This is a genomic window from Burkholderia sp. BCC0398 (assembly GCF_902833245.1).
GTDB classification, from domain to species: domain Bacteria; phylum Pseudomonadota; class Gammaproteobacteria; order Burkholderiales; family Burkholderiaceae; genus Burkholderia; species Burkholderia sola.
In genome coordinates this window covers 162,579-179,604 of record NZ_CADFEM010000003.1, presented here as the reverse complement: position 1 = coordinate 179,604, position 17,026 = coordinate 162,579, and the positions used below count along the sequence as shown (strand labels likewise).

At 60.8% G+C, this 17,026-nt stretch carries 16 protein-coding genes and 1 tRNA gene; 4 read left to right on the top strand and 13 right to left on the bottom strand.

Annotated features, from left to right (window positions below):
• The first annotated feature begins 7 nt into the window (after positions 1-7).
• Entirely contained in the window at positions 8-697 is a 690-nt protein-coding gene (locus tag HWX76_RS07495) for a CmcI family methyltransferase (protein ID WP_176015644.1), read from the top strand.
• Here the strand turns inward: HWX76_RS07495 and HWX76_RS07490 are convergent.
• From HWX76_RS07490 to HWX76_RS07470, 5 genes are read right to left on the bottom strand one after another with little or no spacing between them, the layout of a single operon-like run.
• Positions 654-1,862 (bottom strand): glycosyltransferase, encoded by a 1,209-nt coding sequence (locus HWX76_RS07490; RefSeq protein ID WP_176015643.1) that lies wholly within the window; start codon positions 1,860-1,862, stop codon positions 654-656. The genes HWX76_RS07495 and HWX76_RS07490 overlap by 44 nt on opposite strands.
• A 7-nt stretch (positions 1,863-1,869) precedes the next feature.
• The gene (locus HWX76_RS07485) at positions 1,870-2,937 is read right to left on the bottom strand and encodes an asparagine synthase-related protein (RefSeq protein WP_176015642.1); all 1,068 of its coding nucleotides are present in this window, start codon (positions 2,935-2,937) and stop codon (positions 1,870-1,872) included.
• On the bottom strand, positions 2,934-3,812 hold the full coding sequence (locus HWX76_RS07480; RefSeq protein WP_176015641.1) for a 4Fe-4S cluster-binding domain-containing protein: 879 nt from the start codon (positions 3,810-3,812) through the stop codon (positions 2,934-2,936). The genes HWX76_RS07485 and HWX76_RS07480 overlap by 4 nt, the downstream gene beginning before the upstream one ends.
• A gap of 1 nt (position 3,813) precedes the next feature.
• Positions 3,814-4,812 (bottom strand): phosphotransferase, encoded by a 999-nt coding sequence (locus HWX76_RS07475; protein WP_176015640.1) that lies wholly within the window; start codon positions 4,810-4,812, stop codon positions 3,814-3,816.
• On the bottom strand, positions 4,813-5,562 hold the full coding sequence (locus tag HWX76_RS07470) for an FkbM family methyltransferase (protein WP_050015530.1): 750 nt from the start codon (positions 5,560-5,562) through the stop codon (positions 4,813-4,815).
• A 400-nt stretch (positions 5,563-5,962) separates the two neighbouring features.
• On the opposite strand from HWX76_RS07470, the gene HWX76_RS07465 reads away from it, so the two are divergent.
• The gene (locus HWX76_RS07465) at positions 5,963-6,952 is read left to right on the top strand and encodes a site-specific integrase (RefSeq protein ID WP_244116948.1); all 990 of its coding nucleotides are present in this window, start codon (positions 5,963-5,965) and stop codon (positions 6,950-6,952) included.
• On the opposite strand, the gene HWX76_RS07460 is transcribed toward HWX76_RS07465, so the two are convergent.
• From HWX76_RS07460 to HWX76_RS07445, 4 genes are all read right to left on the bottom strand, one after another.
• Positions 6,949-7,857, bottom strand: a complete 909-nt coding sequence (locus HWX76_RS07460) for a hypothetical protein (RefSeq protein ID WP_175840536.1) — start codon at positions 7,855-7,857, stop codon at positions 6,949-6,951. The genes HWX76_RS07465 and HWX76_RS07460 overlap by 4 nt on opposite strands.
• A 125-nt stretch (positions 7,858-7,982) precedes the next feature.
• Positions 7,983-8,579, bottom strand: a complete 597-nt coding sequence (locus HWX76_RS07455) for a hypothetical protein (RefSeq protein ID WP_175840534.1) — start codon at positions 8,577-8,579, stop codon at positions 7,983-7,985.
• A 1,058-nt stretch (positions 8,580-9,637) separates the two neighbouring features.
• Positions 9,638-9,907, bottom strand: coding sequence for a type II toxin-antitoxin system HicB family antitoxin (locus HWX76_RS07450; protein WP_175840532.1), 270 nt, complete (start codon positions 9,905-9,907; stop codon positions 9,638-9,640).
• Between the two features lie 279 nt (positions 9,908-10,186).
• A protein-coding gene (locus tag HWX76_RS07445) for an IS3 family transposase (RefSeq protein ID WP_176015639.1) occupies positions 10,187-11,322 on the bottom strand; the annotation gives its coding sequence in 2 pieces (ribosomal slippage) (positions 10,187-11,067 and positions 11,067-11,322; 1,137 coding nt in all).
• Positions 11,323-11,578: 256 nt separating this feature from the next.
• Here HWX76_RS07445 and HWX76_RS07440 point away from each other — a divergent pair.
• On the top strand, positions 11,579-11,803 hold the full coding sequence (locus HWX76_RS07440; RefSeq protein WP_176015718.1) for an abortive infection family protein: 225 nt from the start codon (positions 11,579-11,581) through the stop codon (positions 11,801-11,803).
• Between the two features lie 21 nt (positions 11,804-11,824).
• Here the strand turns inward: HWX76_RS07440 and HWX76_RS07435 are convergent, their stop codons facing one another.
• Together HWX76_RS07435 and HWX76_RS07430 are read right to left on the bottom strand one after the other, a co-directional pair.
• On the bottom strand, positions 11,825-13,012 hold the full coding sequence (locus HWX76_RS07435) for an integrase arm-type DNA-binding domain-containing protein (RefSeq protein ID WP_176015638.1): 1,188 nt from the start codon (positions 13,010-13,012) through the stop codon (positions 11,825-11,827).
• A gap of 163 nt (positions 13,013-13,175) precedes the next feature.
• Positions 13,176-13,250, bottom strand: a tRNA-Arg gene (locus HWX76_RS07430).
• Between the two features lie 174 nt (positions 13,251-13,424).
• Between HWX76_RS07430 and HWX76_RS07425 the strand changes: the two genes are divergently transcribed.
• Positions 13,425-14,564 carry a site-specific integrase gene (locus HWX76_RS07425; protein ID WP_176015637.1) on the top strand — a complete coding sequence of 380 codons (1,140 nt, stop codon included), beginning with the start codon at positions 13,425-13,427 and terminating at the stop codon, positions 14,562-14,564.
• 5 nt (positions 14,565-14,569) lie between these two features.
• On the opposite strand, the gene HWX76_RS07420 is transcribed toward HWX76_RS07425, so the two are convergent.
• Together HWX76_RS07420 and HWX76_RS07415 are read right to left on the bottom strand one after the other, a co-directional pair.
• Positions 14,570-15,427: a phosphoribosyltransferase gene (locus tag HWX76_RS07420; RefSeq protein ID WP_244137947.1), complete on the bottom strand. Its 858-nt coding sequence runs from the start codon at positions 15,425-15,427 to the stop codon at positions 14,570-14,572.
• A 515-nt stretch (positions 15,428-15,942) separates the two neighbouring features.
• Positions 15,943-17,004 (bottom strand): hypothetical protein, encoded by a 1,062-nt coding sequence (locus tag HWX76_RS07415; RefSeq protein ID WP_176015636.1) that lies wholly within the window; start codon positions 17,002-17,004, stop codon positions 15,943-15,945.
• Positions 17,005-17,026: the final 22 nt, after the last annotated feature.

The window sequence follows — 17,026 nt, the reverse complement described above, 5'->3', positions numbered from 1 at the left end:
ATCGACCATGTCAGAGCGTCCTTCGGCCCGCATGCGGGACATCAACATCGAATGGCTGACGCGCGCCGGCGAATTCGGCCATCTGTTCCAGACCCGCTGGCTCGGCGAACGCTTCTTCCATCTACCCGGCGACATGCTCGCGCTCCAGGAACTGATCTGGCGCGAGCGCCCCGACTGCATCGTCCAGACCGGCATCGCGGCAGGCGGCGGCGTGGTGTTCACCGCGTCGATGCTGGAACTGGCGGGCACCGAGGGCCGCGTCGTCGCGATCGAACCGCGCCTGCGCGACGAGGTTCGCCAGCGCCTGCAATCTCACCGGCTCGCCCATCGCATGATGCTGATCGAAGGCGAATCGTGCGCGGCCGACACGCTCGCCTCGGTGCGGGCGCAGATCCACGACGGCGCGCGCGTGATGGCGATCCTCGATCTCACGCATACGCACGCGCACGTGCTGCGCGAACTCGAATGCTATGCGCCGTTCGTGACGCCCGGCAGCTACGCAATCGTGATGGACACCATCATGGAGTACCTGCCCGAGTCGATGTTCGACGGCAAGCCGTACGGCCGCGGCAACAACCCGGCCACCGCCACACGCGAATTTCTCGCGCGCGACGACCGGTTCGACATCGACCACGACATCGAGGACCGCGTCCTCATGACGCTGTCGCCAGGCGGCTTCCTGAAGCGAGTGCGCTGACCAGGCGGGCCGCTTGCGCGGAGCCGTCGCACGCGGCATAGCTGTCGCGGATCCGCGCCGCCTGTTCGCGCAACGATCCCGCACGCAACAGGCGTTCGAGCGCGCCGGTAATGGCCGCGATACCGGCCTGCCGCAGATCGAGCACGCAACCCGCGCCGGCCCGCTCGACGAAGTGCGCCGAATGGAACTGGTCGTTGCAGAACGGCGACAGCAGCATCGGCACGCCGCACGCGAGCGACTCCATCACCGAATTCGCGCCGCCGTGGCTGACGAACGCATGCGTGCGCCGCAGCAGCGCCAGTTGCGGTGCGTAACGCACCGCGATCACGCGTTCGTCGCCGGCCGGCAGCAGATCCGAATCGACCAGTTCGCCGACCGACAGCACCAGTTGCGCGGCGCTCGCGCGCGTCGCGTCGATGACCTTCGCGAACACCTCCGGGTGGTAGTAAAGCTGGCTGCCGAGCGACATGTAGACGAGCGGACGATCCGGGTCGAGGCGTTCCCACGGAAACGCCGTCTCGTCCCCGCGCGGGCCCGACGGCATCGCGGGGCCGACCAGCTCGACGCCCGGCGGCGGCTCGCCGACCAGCGCGTCGGTCGTGAACGCGAGCGTCAGGTGCGGCGACAGCACGTCGCAACCGCGAAAGCGCGCGTCGAGGCCGTAGCGCGCGAACAGGCGCGTGCGTTCCGGCTCGAGCCATCGCACCGTCCGCAGCAGTTCCGAATCGAGATCGTCCGGCAGCACCGGATTCAGCGAATTGGACATCGACACCCACGGCAGCCCTTCCAGCTCGGCGGCAATCGCCGAGGCGTAGAGCAGCGGGTCGATCACGACCACGTCGGGCCGCCAGTCGCGCAGCACCGCGCGGATGCCGTCCACCTGCGCGGGCGCCAGATCGATCAGCAGCGTGCGGATCCAGTGCCGCAGCCAGTCGGCGTCGCGAATGTTCGCGGCGAAGCTCGCGCCGCGCGACAGGTCGTGGCGCTCGGGCGTCTCGCGCGGCCCGACGAACGCGAAGTCGCCAGCGCCGTCGAGCTGTGCGCTGATGTCGGCCGGCGCATAGAACGCGACGTCGCAGCCGGCCGCGCGCAAATGCTGGGCCGGGCCGATGCACGGATTGACGTGGCCCTTCTCGGGCACCACGCAGAACAGGATGCGTTTCATGAGCGGCTCAGGTTGGGCGATGCGCGGCATCGGGATGAAGGCGACCGAGATGATCGAGGATCAGTGTCAGCGTCGTCCACAGCACGCGTTCGGTATCCGTCTGCAAAGTGGGCGTGGCAAGGCCGAGCGTGTCGGCCAGCGCATGCGTGCGGTCGCGATCGAGCAGCGGCGCCAGATTCATCGCCGGCGCGAGCCGCCCGCGCTTCGGGCCGTGCACGAGACGCTCCGGCAGGTTCAGGCGCGCGCCGAGATCGCGCAGGCACTGCTTGTCCGGGTCGGGCGCGATGCTCGTCAGATGCGCGACGACGGCGGCGTCGATGAACGGCGGATGCAGATCGACCGACGCGGCGTCGAACAACGCATGGCACAGCGGCAGATAGTTGGCCGACCGGTCGCGGCGCAACACCTGGTCCGCGCCGTCGCCGGTAATCGCCACCTCGACGCCGTCCGCCGCCATCGCATCGGCCAGCAGCAGCTTCGCGACCGGATGCAGGTTGAACATCGGCTCCTCGACCGCGTGCGTCGTCCTCGGCAGCGCCGCGATGAAATCGGCCTCGTTCGCGCGCACGATCTTCACGTTCGCCTGCATCTGCGCGGCGAGTTCGAGCGCCGCGTCGCGTTCGCAGTAATCGGGCATGTCGGTCGCGAGGATGTAGGCCGTCACGTGCCGCAGCGCGCCGAGTTCGCGCAGCAACGCGAGCAGCAGCGCCGAATCGAGCCCGCCGCTCAGCGCCAGCGCGACGCGCTTGCCGCTGTCGAGCGCGCGGTGCAGCGACGCGCGCAGCGCGGTGTCGAGATCGGCTGGCTGCGGCCGCTCGGGCGCCGGCTGTACCGTCAACCCTTGCGGCGACCGGATCAATGCATGACCGGGCGGCACCGCGAGCACGTCGCGCAGCACGGTACGGCCGATGAGGCGCTCGCCGCTCAGGTAGCCCGCGATGGCGGCCGTGTCCGGTGCGCCGGCCGGTTGCCCCGACGCCCGCAATACCGCGCGGATGCCGGACGCCGACACGCCGCTGCGCGGATGGTAGTGCAGACGATCGAAACCGAACGGGTCGCGCGTGCCGACGATCATGGATAACGAGCCTTCAAGGTGTTCACTTCAATGCGTTTCAGGATGCGATGCGGCGCCACCGGCGCGCTGCCGCCCTGGCAATGCAGGCAGGCTTCGAGCGGCGTCTCGCGTTGCAGATAGGCAAGCATCGCGTCGAGCATGCCCGCGTCGTCGCGCAGTGCCAGGCCGTCGACCTGAAAATCCTTCTCGCCCTTGTACAGCGTATGGAAATGCGCAGGACGCGTGCACGTGTAGAACATGCCGTCGCGAATCATATGGCAGCGCTCGCGGATCCAGCAATCGTGATACAGGCGTCGGGCTTCATCGCGATCCGTGCCGGGCCGCGCACGGTTCATCGTCGTGAACACGTTCTGCACCTTCCAGTTCAGCCGCACGTCGAAGCGCGCGGCCTGATGCTCGACATGCGCGATCAGGTCGGCGGAAAGCGCGGGTTTCGGATAGCGCGAGATCGTCAGCGCATCCACTGCCTGCCAGAACGCGTCGGGCATCTCGCCGAGCTTCAGGCCGTTCGTCGTGACCGAGATCACGGGCGCGATGCCGGTGCCACGCACGCGCTCGACGAGTTCGACGAGCGCCGGATGCAGCAACGGTTCGCCGCCGACCAGCTTGAACATGCGCGGGCGCAACACCTTCGCGGCCTTGCGCAGATCGGCTTCGATCGATTCGGGACTCGCGTACCACTCGGGCAGCAGCGGCGACAGCGAGCAGCATTCCGCACAGGTCAGGTTGCAGTGATCGACGATATGTGCTTCCAGCGAACGGGTCTGGACGCGCCCGTCCTCGACGCGGTAATCGCGATCCAGCGGCGGCGGAAACACATGCTGCCGCTCGCCGGCTCGGGACGGATTCGGGGTCTCGTTCGGATTCGCACTCACATCAGCTTCCTGCTTCCACGCAACGGGAAAAGAAATCGATCAGACGGTCGCGCGCGTCCACCATCGCGGACGCCATCGTCATCGCGCCGTTCAGGTGCGACGCGAAGCGCGACGGATCGTCGAGCCAGCCTTGTACGATCCACAGCTTGAGCGCGTGCTGCACGCATGCGGCATCGACCGCCCACGCGATGTACGCCGGGTTTGCCGGCCGCACGCGCAGGTACGCACGCACGAACGCTTGCGCGAGGTGCGGTGCCTCCAGCGGCAAATGATTCAGGCAGCGCACCAGTTCGTATTCGCGCGGCGCGCCGATCGACGCTTCCCAGTCGACGATCAACGGCGGCAGCGTGCCCGTGAACAGATAGTTGAACTGGTTGTAGTCGTTGTGGATCGGGTGCTGCGGATCATCGGCCGGGAACGCATCGACGCTGCCCGGATAGTAGCGGTCGAGCATGCGTAGCGCGAGATCGACGTAGCGGCGCAGGTTCGTGGCGTCGGCGGCGTTCGCATCGGCTCGATCGAGCGCGTCCAGCAGGCTGCGGCGCACCGCATCCGCGTCGATCGCGGTCAGCCGCGCGCGGATCGTATCGAGCGACGGCAGAGGCAATTGTTCGAGACTCAGGTGCAACGCGGCCAGGCTCGCGCCGAGCACATCCCATTCGGGTGGCGAAAACGTATCGTAGGTTTTGAATTGCCCGGCTTCCCAGCGCGTCAGCATCGCATGGGAATGTTGTCCCGACCAAAGCGATTCGCCGGACGTCGTGCGCTTCAGCGTCTGCACGTGGAAGCGAGTATCGCCGTGCGTTTCGAGATGCGCGAGGACGGCGGTTTCCTTGAGTGCGCGCGCATGGTGTTCGGGCGCATAGCGTTTGACCGCCACGCCCGCGCCGCTGCTGGTCGGCAGATGCCACACCCGCTCGCTGACCTGCGTCGGCGGGCCGCCGCGACCGAGCCCATAGGCATCGCGAATCTCGTCGAAGGTGACGGCGAGCGAATCCATTCAGATGTGCTCGGCCGGCCCGTGCCGATACGGATGACCGGTCAGGAACGTGTTGTGTCCGACGTAGCGCAGCTTGTACATCGCCGGCCGGAACAACACCGACGGATCGTTGTTCGCGATGCCGAGCAGCGGGTACAGGTCGTGTCGCACGAAGAACGCGTTGTTGCCCATGTCGTCGCAGCAGACGAGTTCATAGCCTTTCTGGCGGCCGAGGTGCACGAGCGATTCGAGGCTCGCGCCGTAATAGGTCGAGCCGTCCCATTCGTGGTCCGGATTGAAGCACATGACCCAGCGCTCGGGCGGCGTGTAGTACGGGTTGTATTCGATCACGACGATGCGCGGCTGGAACGCTTGCAGGCCGCGCCACACCCAGTAATCGTTGCCGTCGATGTCGATCGACAGCAGATCGAAGTCGGTCGGTACGTTCGCATCGGCGAGCAGTTGATCGACCGTATCGGGCTGCACGCGATCGTGGTGCAGGCGGACGCGCTCCGCGCCCGCGTAGTGGGCGGCAAGCTTGCCGAACCGGTATGCGCTGCCTTCCACGAGTACGCCGGCCCAATCCTGTTCGCGCAGCAACCGCGCGGTGTTGCTGTTGCGCAGGCCGTCGCTTGCGCCGATATCGACGCAGAAGCGGTTGGTCGGTGTGAGGCGCTCCATCAGGCGCGACAGGATGCCCTCCTCGGCGCCCTGCGCGTACAGGCTGGGCGCAAGGCCGGACAGGTCGAGCGGGAGAGGATGGTCCTGCATCGAGGGCGGCTCCGGGGTGAAATGGGGAATGATGGGGGCGTTGGGTGGGTAATTTACCTGAAGTCGATTACGCGGAGGAAACTGGAAAGCGCCGCGTGGCGGGGTTTGGCCGCGGGGAAATGAAAAAGCCCGCATCGACATTGCTGTCGATGCGGGCCTGCAGCGCTTCTGGCGGCTCGCTCCGTGTGGTGATGCTTAAGCTCGACTCACGACCGGAGGAAACCTCAGGACACTTACTCCTGCCCCTGACTCGTCAGGAACTCCTCGTAATTCCCGCCGAAGTCGAACAGCGTGCCATCCGTCTTCACTTCGATGATCCGGTTCGCCAGCCCGCTCACGAACTCACGGTCGTGCGACAGCCCTACCCAGTCTGATTTCCTGTAACTATATGGAGGTCAGAATGGCATCTATCGTTCAACGTGGGTACAAATGGCAGGCCAAAATCCGGGTCCAGGGCCAGCCGATCCGCTCCAAAACTTTCGATACGAGGGAGGCTGCGGAGCAATGGGCGGCAGAACAAGAGGCGATCAAGCCTGCACCCAAACAACCCCGTAACGTTCGCGAGAAGCCCCCTATGCTCACCGTTGGGGACCTCTTTGCCCGGTACATCAAAGCGCCTCTACCGGGCCGCCGGAATGTCGAATGGGAGCGTGGGATATGCCGCCGCTTCATCCGCAACGAAAAGAAGCTATGCTCCGTCCCGGCCATGAAGCTCGACAAGCCGCATTTGGTCGAGTGGCGAGACCGGCGTATCGGAGAGGTTGCCCCTAGCACCGTGATCCGGGAGCTAGACGCCATATCCGCCGTGTACCGCCTCGCTATAGATGAGTGGGCCGTGGGTCTGACCGTCAATCCGACCAAGGGGCTACGCCGACCCAAGCTCCCGCCTCCGCGTGATGTCCGGCTTGCAATAGGCGACGACGAAAAGCTGATCGCTTCCGCTATCGACTACAACCGCGAGATTGCCCCGGCCATCGTTCTGGCAATTGAGACAGCCATGCGGCAAGGCGAGATAGCCAAGCTCCGATGGGAGCATATCGACCTGGAGGCCCGCACGGTTCTATTGCCGATGACAAAGAACGGGACACCTCGAAAAGTTCCGTTATCGAGCCGCGCTATCGAGGCCCTAACGTGGTGCCCTCCGCCGCATCGTGGTCGCGTGTTCAAGCTCACGCAGTCGGCCATGAAATACGCCTTCAGCCGTGTACGTGAAGAGTGCGGCCTCGGGACAATCCATTTCCACGACCTACGACACGAAGCGACAAGCAGACTGTTTGAAAAGGGATTGAACGTCCTTGAGGTCGCAACGATAACTGGTCACAAAAACCTGAAGCACCTCCAACGATACACCCACCTCCGCGCGGAAGATTTGGCGAAGAAACTCGGCTAAGGGGATTTTCGGGGTCGCCGCGAACGCTTACGCGGCGGCTCCTTGGGATACTTCTGTAAACTCTCAGCCAGGGCCGCCTTAAGCCGTCGCCAATTCTCATCCTGCCACGCCTTGAGGGCAGCACCTGTCAGGCGCTGGCCGGGGGCCGGCATCGGCTCGTCTGGGTCGGGGCCTGGTTTTACAACTGATGCGAGAGGATGGCCCTTCCAGTTCTTCGCACTTGCAATTCGCTCCTGGATGTAGTTCGCCGAACGCGCGGGCGCAAGCAGCGTACCGTCCACGTCTCGCTGCTCTGGATAAGCGCCGTGGATGTAGATATTGTGCCAATCTGAGGCAGTCGCAATCCCCCATACAAATGCCTTAATCGCCATAGTCGGCTGAGCCACATCTACAACGAGCATCTTGCCGGACTCCCTGTCAAACATAGCCGGACCTATCACGTTATAGCCAGTTGGGCCCATGAGTGTCGCGTATATGGTCTGGTTGTCCCGGCCCGTAAAGTGAAATACCTCCACGATGAATGGCTTACCCAGCATTTCAGCTATATGAGTAGCTCCGCCGCCGCACGCAGCATCCATCGCGTCAAATAGCCCACGAAAGCTAGACCCGTACGATAGGTCAAGTGTCTCCGAGACAGGAATGCGAACCGGCATTGTCCGGCCATTCTCCACAGTAGGCATGTGATTCGGGCCACTCAATTCGAACATAAGGTAGACCCTTTCGCGTTCGCGCTGCTTGTCCCCGAATTCTTCCTCATGGATACCAAGCTCGAAGTAGCCGACGAAGCGCGCGTGAGCGAACCCAGCCGCGGGAGGAACGTACCCAAGATGGCGAGGATCGCGCATATTCCGGAGTTTCCCATCCCTCACGGACTGCTTAACTCGTTTTACAATATCGTCACTCATGCCAACCTCGGTCGAAATCGATTTGGCATCGTACCAAGCCGGCATGTCGGGTCGGTTACGGCACTATCAAGTTTCGCTGCACTCGTTCATGAACAGATATCACCGAAGGTCCACCCGTCCCAAGGCTATGGAGCATCACTGAGAACACCGGCTTTTCGCAGAGCCCTCAAGGTTCCCTCGACACTTTGTTCTAAGCGTTTGTGGCTATCCTGCAAAACCTCCGCGTACAGTACAAGTTGCTGGTGTGTGGATTGGGCCAAATGCGTGTTTGCGATATTAGGCGCTTGTGTTGCAATAAACGCGGCCTGCTGGTGCTTTTCTACAAATACGTTATTAAGCTTGAATGAATCAATTAGGGATTTTGCATACGTATACGTCTGGATCAGCGACTTTCTTAGATCGTTGTTCTTCAGGTGCCCGATAAACACTGAATTACTATGATAGACGGCGAAATATTCGGACGAAACGGGCCAAAAGTACAAAAACGGCTGCCCCTTCGGAAGTGCCGCGATCTGATTTCCGATTGTTGCCTTGTAGACTTCCGAGATGGTTTCAAGTTCATCATGCAGCGCACGCAAAATAGCTTTGTGATGAGCGGCTTCTCGGTCTTTCTGCTCGTCGTGGGAGGACGCAAGTTGCCACTTGACACCCAGTAGCGTGCATAGTCCGCCGATGACAGCACCCACAAGCCCCGCACCAGCGGATACCCAATCAAATCCCATTCTAATCCCCGTAGCAATGAATTTGTAAGCCCGCATATTCCGGGCGCTCGGTAGATGGTATATCAAGCGAAGTTTTCATATGTAGGGATAGCCCTGCCGGATTCGCCACGACGCACTTTCACTGGAGCCTGCTGACGCTTGACTCGCTCGGCAGTTATCCATTTGTACGGTCCCGACCTGCCGCCACTGTCGCCTGCCGACAACACGAGAAAATATTTGCAAGTCGTGAGTAGCCCCCAAATTTACACATACCTACACACATCTGCTGGAGAGCCTTCACAGGCCAGCCGGAACGGTGCCGCTTTCCGGACTCGAACCGGCACCACCCAAACACGGCACTCCTACCCAACGCCTATAAGCCGCAGCAGAATGGAGGCTCCTCTACCGACCGGAGCAAGCTATGCCGCGAGTACGAACGCACCACTTGCCAGAATCCCCACACCAACCACAAGTGACCCGGGAGATAGTCCGGCAAGGGCCGGGAATCTCCGAGATTGATGCCTTCCGAATAGCATCGAAGGCCGTAGAGATTTACTCGATGCGACATCCAAGACCACCGCACGTAACCTACACGCAAGCTGCGGCAATGCTCGGTATCAGCCGACACACATTGAAGAAACGAATGGTGTTCTACCGCGTAAAACTGAACAAGTTCGGCATGATCCCCATCGAGGAGATAGATCGGATGCTGGCCGTGACCGACTGATCCGTTAAAACTTCGTACGCGTCACTGGCCGATGATAAGCGGTAGACCGGTCCCGATCACCGTCACAGCCGCGCTAAGGCCAACCGATACAGCCCGTCCACAGTGCCGAACGTCGATTTAGCTCGACACTCTCACTGCTTGCTTCGAGGATTCCCGCAATCCAACCCGTATTGGAGGCCGAACCAGCGCCGGGAGGCTCAATCCCGCCACACTTTTCCCATATCGGCCTTACGTATAGCTTGCTCGACTGATACCAGAGACTCGCGGCGTAGACTCATGTGAACGCAGGGAACAGTGTAAGCCAACCGACAATTGCCAGCCTCTTCATAACCGGTACCTTGCTGATTGAGGGTTAGGCCCGTCGAGGAAGTACAACCTCGACCTTCGCCCAAACCGCTCCGGCATAGTCTGAGTTCGCTGACAGTTCTTCCACGGTCGAACCAGTGAAGCGCGCCCCCTCGCCAAGCGCGCGCAAAGTCTCAACGTGACTTGCGATCGCAACCTTTGTGTTCTCGATGGCCTCTTCCATCGAATCCCCCCAAGAATGAACGCCCGGAATGTCCGGAACGGTCACGCCGTACACACTTCCGTCGTCCTTATGAACTGCTATGGGAAATTCCAACGCCGCCTCCGGAAGTAAAGGACCGCCGCAACGCTAAGGAATACTGGCGTGACAAAGCCGCCCACCGAGAAATAGGTGGGCGGCCGGGAATCACGACGCAAACGCGCGATGTACCGGGAGTCTAGCGCCTCCACCCGCCCGGCCATGGATATCTGTTGACCGGTAATCTGAAAGTGCTAGACTGCAACGTATCCTACGCACACATACGTAGCATACAAAGAGGTGGCCTCACTCGTTCGGACAGCTTTCTGAGATTTTTAAGTGGAGCGTCCGGGGCAATCATGCTGCCGATTTGATCGCAGGCAGCGTCGCGAAGTATGCCTCATCCGGCGTCTGATCCGCCAGGCTCGAATGGGGCCGCTTCCGGTTGTACAGATCAATGTAATCGCCGATGGAGCGCCGGGCATGGCTGACCGATTCGTACGCCTTCAGGTAGACCTCCTCGTACTTGATGCTGCGCCACACCCGCTCGACGAACACGTTGTCGCGCCAGCTTCCCTTGCCGTCCATCGACAACTGGATGCCATGGACCAGCACGGCTTCGGTGAACGCCCCCGCCGTGAACTGGCTGCCCTGATCGGTGTTCACGATGTCCGGCAGCCCGTGACGGGCGAACGCTTCTTCCAGGGCTTCGACGGCGTGCACGGCTTCCAGCGTGATGGCTACCCGGTAAGCCAGTACCTTGCGTGTCGCCCAGTCCACCACCGCCGTCAGGTACACGAATCCGCGCGCCATCGGAATGTAGGTCGTGTCCAGTGCCCACACCTGATTGGCTCGCTCGATCTTCATGCCGCGCAGCAAGTACGGCCAGATCTTGTGCTGCGCATGGCGTCGGCTCGTGTTCGGCTTGCAGTACAGTGCCTCGACGCCCATGCGCTTCATCAGCGTGCGCACGCGCCGACGGCCAATCTCGTATCCCCCGCGACGCAGCAATCGCGCCAGCATCCGCGCTCCGGCAAACGGAAATTCCATGTGCAGTTCGTCGATTCGGCGCATCAGAGACTGGTCGGCCTCGCTTACCGGCTGCGTTCGGTAATACACGCTCGATCTCGCGATACCGACAAGTCGCGCCTGCTGCGAGACAGGCAACGCGTGCGTACGATCGATCATCGCTTTGCGCTCAGCAATCCCGCCTTGTTGAGCGCGCCGCTTAAAAAATCGTTCTCCAGGGTGAGTTGGCCGATCTTCGCATGTAGTTCCTTCAGATCGACCTGCGGCTCGCTCGACACCGCGCCGCCTGCGCCGAACACGTCGGCGGCACGTTCCTGCAACTGCCGCTTCCATTCCGTGATCTGGTTGGGGTGCACATCGAACTGCTGCGCCAATTCGGCCAGCGTCCGCTCGCCCTTGACCGCCGCCATCGCCACTTTCGCTTTGAACGCCGCTGAGTGCGTCCGCCGAGTTCTCTTCGTCATCTTCCGGGTTCCTTTGTCGGCATTATCGCCGGCTCAGGCCCCGGACGACCCACTTATCCTGCTGTCCGAATTTGCGCGCCCACCTCTTCTCGGGTTCGATCGACCGCTTCGCGTGCTCGGGCTTGTGGACGGGCATCGCGCCTATCTGCCGTGGCATCGCGATCGAGTATTCCAGGTTGGACCGAAAGAAGGCCCCTTCGCATGATCGACGAACTACCGCCGAAAAGCTCATTACGGCGAGCAGGCTTCTACTGCGCTGGGGTTTGCGACTCCTAGCGACGTCGTTGGACTAGGAGAGCCAGCGAACAAGCGTGTTGAGCGGGAAACATATCCTTTCGGCTGTGCTTTGAACGCTCTGCGGAATAAGGAGGGGACGGGACATGGCTGCCCTTGGGACAGCAGCATTACTCCGTTGCATGTGCGCTTCGCGACCGAATCCATGGGGCGTATCGCGCGGCTCTTACTGGATGCGTTGCCGTAGAAGTGCGCTCCTCCGCAGGGCTCACGAACTGCCTTTGAGTTTGTCGAGATGGTCGGCCCAATGCTGCATCATCCTGCGTCGTTCAGGCAAGTACTCGGCGTGAACGTAGGCTGCCGTGACCTGATTGCGCTCCGCATGGGCGAGTTGACGATCTACAACGTCTCTGCCGTACCCTAGTTCACGTAACACCGTGGCGGCGAGTCCACGGAAGCCGTGTCCGGTCATTCGTGACTTGTAGCCCATGCGGTAAAGCGCGAACAATATGGTGTTGTTCGAGATTGGTGCCCGACCATGTACGCTGTAGAACACGTGTGACCGATCACCATTGATTTGCCGGAGCTGGATCAACACTTCCAGCGATTGCCGTGACAGCGGGACGATATGTGGGTCCCGCATTTTCATTCTGTCGGGCGGGATACGCCACTCTGCTGCGGTCTCGTCGAATTCGGCCCACTGAGCGCGAATCATTTCCTTCGTCCGGACGAAGGTAAGGGCCATCAATTCTAGCGCCAGCCGAGTAACTGGCTCTCCTGGGTACGCGGCGATGTCGCGCATGAGCTGTGGAATCTCCAACGGCTTCACTCTGGCCATGTGCTGTACGCCCTGCCCCTTTTTTAAGATCGTTTCCGCATCGATGTCAGCGGACGGGTTACGGGTGCAACGGCCAGTCATGATGGCGTACTGGAATACGGCGCGCGAACGCTGTAACAGTCGCTTGGCGGTTTCTCGGACGCCCCTTGCTTCGATTGCGCGGATGATCTCCAGCATTTCCGGCGCTTCGATGCTGGCGATGGGCCGTGAGCCGATCTTCGGGAATGCATCGATCTCAAGCGAGTGGATGACTTTCTCAGCGTAGGTCTCGGTCCATCCTGCGCGCTGATTGTCGAACCACTCGCGCGCAACCGCCTCGAACGAACTAGCGGTTGCGATGCGCGCCGATCGTTTGACCTCTCTCTTTGCTTCGTTGGGATCGATACCCGCCGCAAGCTTTTCCCGCGCCTCGTCACGCTTTCTGCGTGCGACTGCTAGTGAAACGTCCGGGTACACGCCGAGTGCCAGCAACTTTTCCTTGCCGTTGACGCGATATTTGAGCCGCCAGTAGCGCTGACCGGCCGGGGTAACGAGTAGGAACATTCCGCCGCCGTCGAACAACTTTACGGGCTTGTCATCCGCTTTCGCATTCTTGACGGCTTTGTCGGTCAAGGGCATGGGGGTATCCCTCCAAGGGGTATCTTGGATACCCCAAGAGATACCCCCAAATACCCCCGGCTATCGCAGTACGTTCCAGGACGTATACGGAATTGAAAAAACCCGCGAAGCCTTATGCTATCACGGGTTGCCGGAATTCTGGGGATCGCATGAGATGGTAGATTGGTCCCCCCGACAGGAATCGAACCTGTATCTAGCGCTTAGGAGGCGCTTGTTCTATCCATTGAACTACGGGGAGCGGATAGTTTGAGCGGGATGGACTGAACCCTTGTGAATCAGGCTCTTAGCCTTGTCCCGTGTGCCTTTCCGGGATTTTTGCCTGTCCGCGTATGACGTGGAATGACGGGCTGTGAAGCATAGTTTAACGCCCCGCCTGCTACAATTCTGCTACTAATCGACCCTGTAGCAGCGTATGTGGATGACGCATTGCTACAGTCCACAAACGGGGTGTTTCATGGCTTCGATCCTCAAGATCGGCGACCGCTGGCGTGCTCAAGTCCGCCGGCGGGGACAGAGTATAGCAAAGACATTTCGAACGAAGGGTGCGGCTGAAGCATGGGCGCGTGAGATCGAGGGTGGTATCGACAAAGGTCAGGCTGCCGTCGACGAACAGACGATCACTGTCGGCGAGCTGGTGCGGCTGTATCGAAGCGCTCGGAACGACTCCGGTCGACCGGTGACCGAGAAGTCGAATGAAGACTACATGCTCAAGCGGCTGGAAAGTCACTTTGATGACGAGGTCGCGGCGAAGCTATCGACTAAGCGGCTGGTCAAGTTTGCGCAAGAGCGCAAGAAAGACGGGGCGGGGCAGTACACGATCGACATGGACATTTCCAAGCTCGGGACCGTGTACAAACATATGGCGTCGCTTCTCGACCTGCGATTGCCACACGCGCCGAGCATCGCACGCCCGACGCTCGATCACCTCCAGCTCATCGGCCCGGGGAAGCACCGTGACCGGCGGCCGACGCGTGAAGAAATCGTGAAGATCTTCGAGTGGTTCGCCGAACATCCGGAGCGCGAGCAGGCGGTGCCGGACGTGATCCGGGTTGCGATGAAAAGCGCATTCCGGCGTGGCGAACTATTTCGGTTGACGTGGTCGGATCTCGACGTCGAGCGTCGGCTCGCGCTCGTCCGCGATCGCAAACATCCGCGACAGAAGAAGGGTAACGACGAGTGGGTTCCGCTGATCGGCGATTCGCTCGAAGTGCTGCTGCGTCAGGCGCGATATCCGGTGCCGCCTGCATACGAGGCGAAGCGCAAGGCGGACCCGAAGATCGAGCCGCATCCGAACGAGTACATCTTTCGGTTCGACAAGAGCACGGCGAGCAAGTACTTCAAGCTGGCCTGCGTCGACAAGGGCATCGTCGACCTTCGACTGCACGATCTGCGGCACGAAGCGACGAGTGCGCTCTTCGAGGACGGGTGGGATATTCCGGAGGTAGCGGCCGTGACCGGCCACAAGGATTGGCGCAACCTGAAGCGCTACACGAATCTGCGGCCGGATCAGGTTGCGAAGAAGGGACAGTTGAAGGTGGTGAACGGGGATTAGACCCCCTATCGCGGGCGCTTTTTGATCCAGCGCTCGGATCGAACTGCGCTCGCGCCCGGAAACGGCACGCGATGCGCTTTCCTTACCGCACCTTGGCGCGGTGTTGCCCCGCTGCGATCGAAGAAAATGCCTTTCGTGCGGAGTCGGAGATCTGTCGTTTGCTTTGCTTTAGCGCTGCGACCTCTGATTTCCTCAGCGGTACGGAAGCCAACGAGGTATTGGGCTTCGTCGGCCGTGAGCGCAGTTGGCTGGATGCGGAACGTTTCGCGGATAACATGGCCGAATTGCTCCTCTAGACGGCGCACGGTTTTTCGTGCAGGAAACAGTTTACCAGACCGGCTGGCGTTCACCAGCACGACGGCGGCTATCACGTTTCCGCCGTTCCGGCGAATGTAGTCGGATAGATCGCAGAGCGTGCCCCCGAGAGTCGTGACGTCGTCGACAAGAACGTAGTTTCCACCACGTTGCACCGGTCCTTGGAAGCTGGCCCGAGCAATGAGGCGTTCCATCGCATCGGCCCCCGTGTGATACACCTTCGTCGTCTGAACAATCTGTTCGTCGACTTCGCCAACACCAAAGCTTAGTAGAACGGCGAGCACCTGGGGGATCGCATTGTCTCCGCGTGCTTCCCGCGCGTGTGGGGCGACGAATATAAGTGGTTCGGGCCAGCGCTTCGTAAGCACCATTTCGCTGACCTGTTGCGCAAGCAGTTCGCCAACATCAAGGGTTAGCTCGATCGCGGCGAATGTGTCGCCAGCTTTGGCTTGGGCATACCAACGATTGGCTTTGAGCTGGGCATCGTCTCGCCATAAAAATAGCGGCTCGACAAGGGTGTCGGGGAATCCGAGTGTGCGCAGCGGCATGCCGCTCGAAGCGTGCTTTCCTAGCAGCGGCGATCGTGATGCTCTGCGTTTGGATTTCAAGCGGAAGTGTCTGCGACGGGTGGCAACGGTTGGAGTATAGCTTGCACGCGCCCGTCTCGATCGACACCCGTACCAAGAGAAGGCGCTGGGTGCGCGCCTCTCGTTAGAATGCGGATGCGGATTTCCGCTACCACTGACATTCAACGAGAGGGCGACCTGATGGAACAAGACAAACTCGATACCTTGCTGGTAACACAAGTGCTGATTCTCTCGATCAAGATGATTTCGCAATCTCGCGAGCGCATTCTTCAGATGCTGATCGAAAATCGTTCGTAGAGCAATCAAGGACTAGGTGCCCGTTTAGCCAGCCTTCAGCTTGACGAAGAACATATTTGATATTGCCGAGAGACATGCCGTCAAACTGGGTTCTGAGCAGTTCGAGCGCTCGATAACGGGCTTCTTCTTCGCTGATTGGATTCAATTGGATGCTCCAAAGTAACTTGGGGGTTAGGCGACTAATCGTGATGACCCGTCGTCGCCGGGTGGGGAATAGAATCGGATTTGACGTAGCGGCCGCGGGAGTCGCGCTGTCGTGGCCCGCCGCGCTTTTTCGCTGCTGCGTAAGTTCGGTTTCGGCACTCGACCGTACAATACAGTGCCCGGCCTAAAGCGAACCGCTGCTGGAATTTCAATCCGCATCCGGCGCAGATTCGAAGAGGTCCTGGCTCGTCATTTTGCAGAGCAATTGCCTTGCGGATATGCTCGCGTGATTCTGCGGATGCGTAGCGAATGTAATGTCCTCGCGGTTCGCGAGAGCCATTTAACATGGCTTTCCGGGTTTCTTCGTCCAACAGTGCGACTCCGCGCAGGGGGCGCTGTTGCAGGGTATGTGCCAGCGGCTTTGCTACCACGCCAGTGCCGAGGTTAAAGCCTGCCGCGCGCTTAAACTCATCTGCGCGCACGCCGTGTGCTTGGTTCATGTGGAGTGAGAGGTGCGCGCCTCGCCATGTGCATCCATGTATGACACACGCCAACTCCTCGCTGTCCAGAAACTCGTCGTAGCATTGAGGGAGCGCCATTCCCTCCGGATTGGCTATCCAGCGGTCGAATCGTCTTGCTAGATAGGATCGATAGCACGACGTAGTGCAGAATTTCCGGCGGCCGCTGCGCTTGTTGTAGAACTCGTCACCACACTCTAGACACTTGAGGGTCGACCCAAGGCGTCGTGCAGCGGCGTTCTTCGCGCGCGCCTCTGGAGTCTTGGATGCTGCTACGGCAGCTTTGGTGACGGCGGCGAACTGGTCGGACGCAACGTAGCAGTCCAGCGAGCAGTAAACCTTTGCGCGTCGCGAGAAGAAGGTTTTGTTGCACGTCGGGCACGGACCACGGTTTGGCACCGGCGTGCTGAACTTGTTGCGCAGAGCGGCATGTCGACAGGTCGTCGAACAGTACACGGTCTTTCCCTCGTATTTCACTTTCCACGCCTGCGAGTCCGAGCCTTGAAATACGGCGCTGCAATGTCCGCATCTCAGTGAATCGCGAATTGCAATCAGTTCGGCGTTCATGAACTTTGGCATTCTTGGATTTCCTATCCAAATG

Excerpts from the sequence above, each read along its gene's own strand:
- HWX76_RS07495 (WP_176015644.1), top strand. The coding sequence starts at position 8 with ATGTCAGAGCGTCCTTCGGCCCGCATGCGGGACATCAACATCGAATGG.
- HWX76_RS07490 (WP_176015643.1), bottom strand. The coding sequence starts at position 1,862 with ATGAAACGCATCCTGTTCTGCGTGGTGCCCGAGAAGGGCCACGTCAAT.
- HWX76_RS07485 (WP_176015642.1), bottom strand. The coding sequence starts at position 2,937 with ATGATCGTCGGCACGCGCGACCCGTTCGGTTTCGATCGTCTGCACTAC.
- HWX76_RS07475 (WP_176015640.1), bottom strand. The coding sequence starts at position 4,812 with ATGGATTCGCTCGCCGTCACCTTCGACGAGATTCGCGATGCCTATGGG.
- HWX76_RS07470 (WP_050015530.1), bottom strand. The coding sequence starts at position 5,562 with ATGCAGGACCATCCTCTCCCGCTCGACCTGTCCGGCCTTGCGCCCAGC.
- HWX76_RS07465 (WP_244116948.1), top strand. The coding sequence starts at position 5,963 with ATGGCATCTATCGTTCAACGTGGGTACAAATGGCAGGCCAAAATCCGG.
- HWX76_RS07460 (WP_175840536.1), bottom strand. The coding sequence starts at position 7,857 with ATGAGTGACGATATTGTAAAACGAGTTAAGCAGTCCGTGAGGGATGGG.
- HWX76_RS07455 (WP_175840534.1), bottom strand. The coding sequence starts at position 8,579 with ATGGGATTTGATTGGGTATCCGCTGGTGCGGGGCTTGTGGGTGCTGTC.
- HWX76_RS07435 (WP_176015638.1), bottom strand. The coding sequence starts at position 13,012 with ATGCCCTTGACCGACAAAGCCGTCAAGAATGCGAAAGCGGATGACAAG.
- HWX76_RS07425 (WP_176015637.1), top strand. The coding sequence starts at position 13,425 with ATGTGGATGACGCATTGCTACAGTCCACAAACGGGGTGTTTCATGGCT.
- HWX76_RS07420 (WP_244137947.1), bottom strand. The coding sequence starts at position 15,427 with ATGCCGCTGCGCACACTCGGATTCCCCGACACCCTTGTCGAGCCGCTA.
- HWX76_RS07415 (WP_176015636.1), bottom strand. The coding sequence starts at position 17,004 with ATGCCAAAGTTCATGAACGCCGAACTGATTGCAATTCGCGATTCACTG.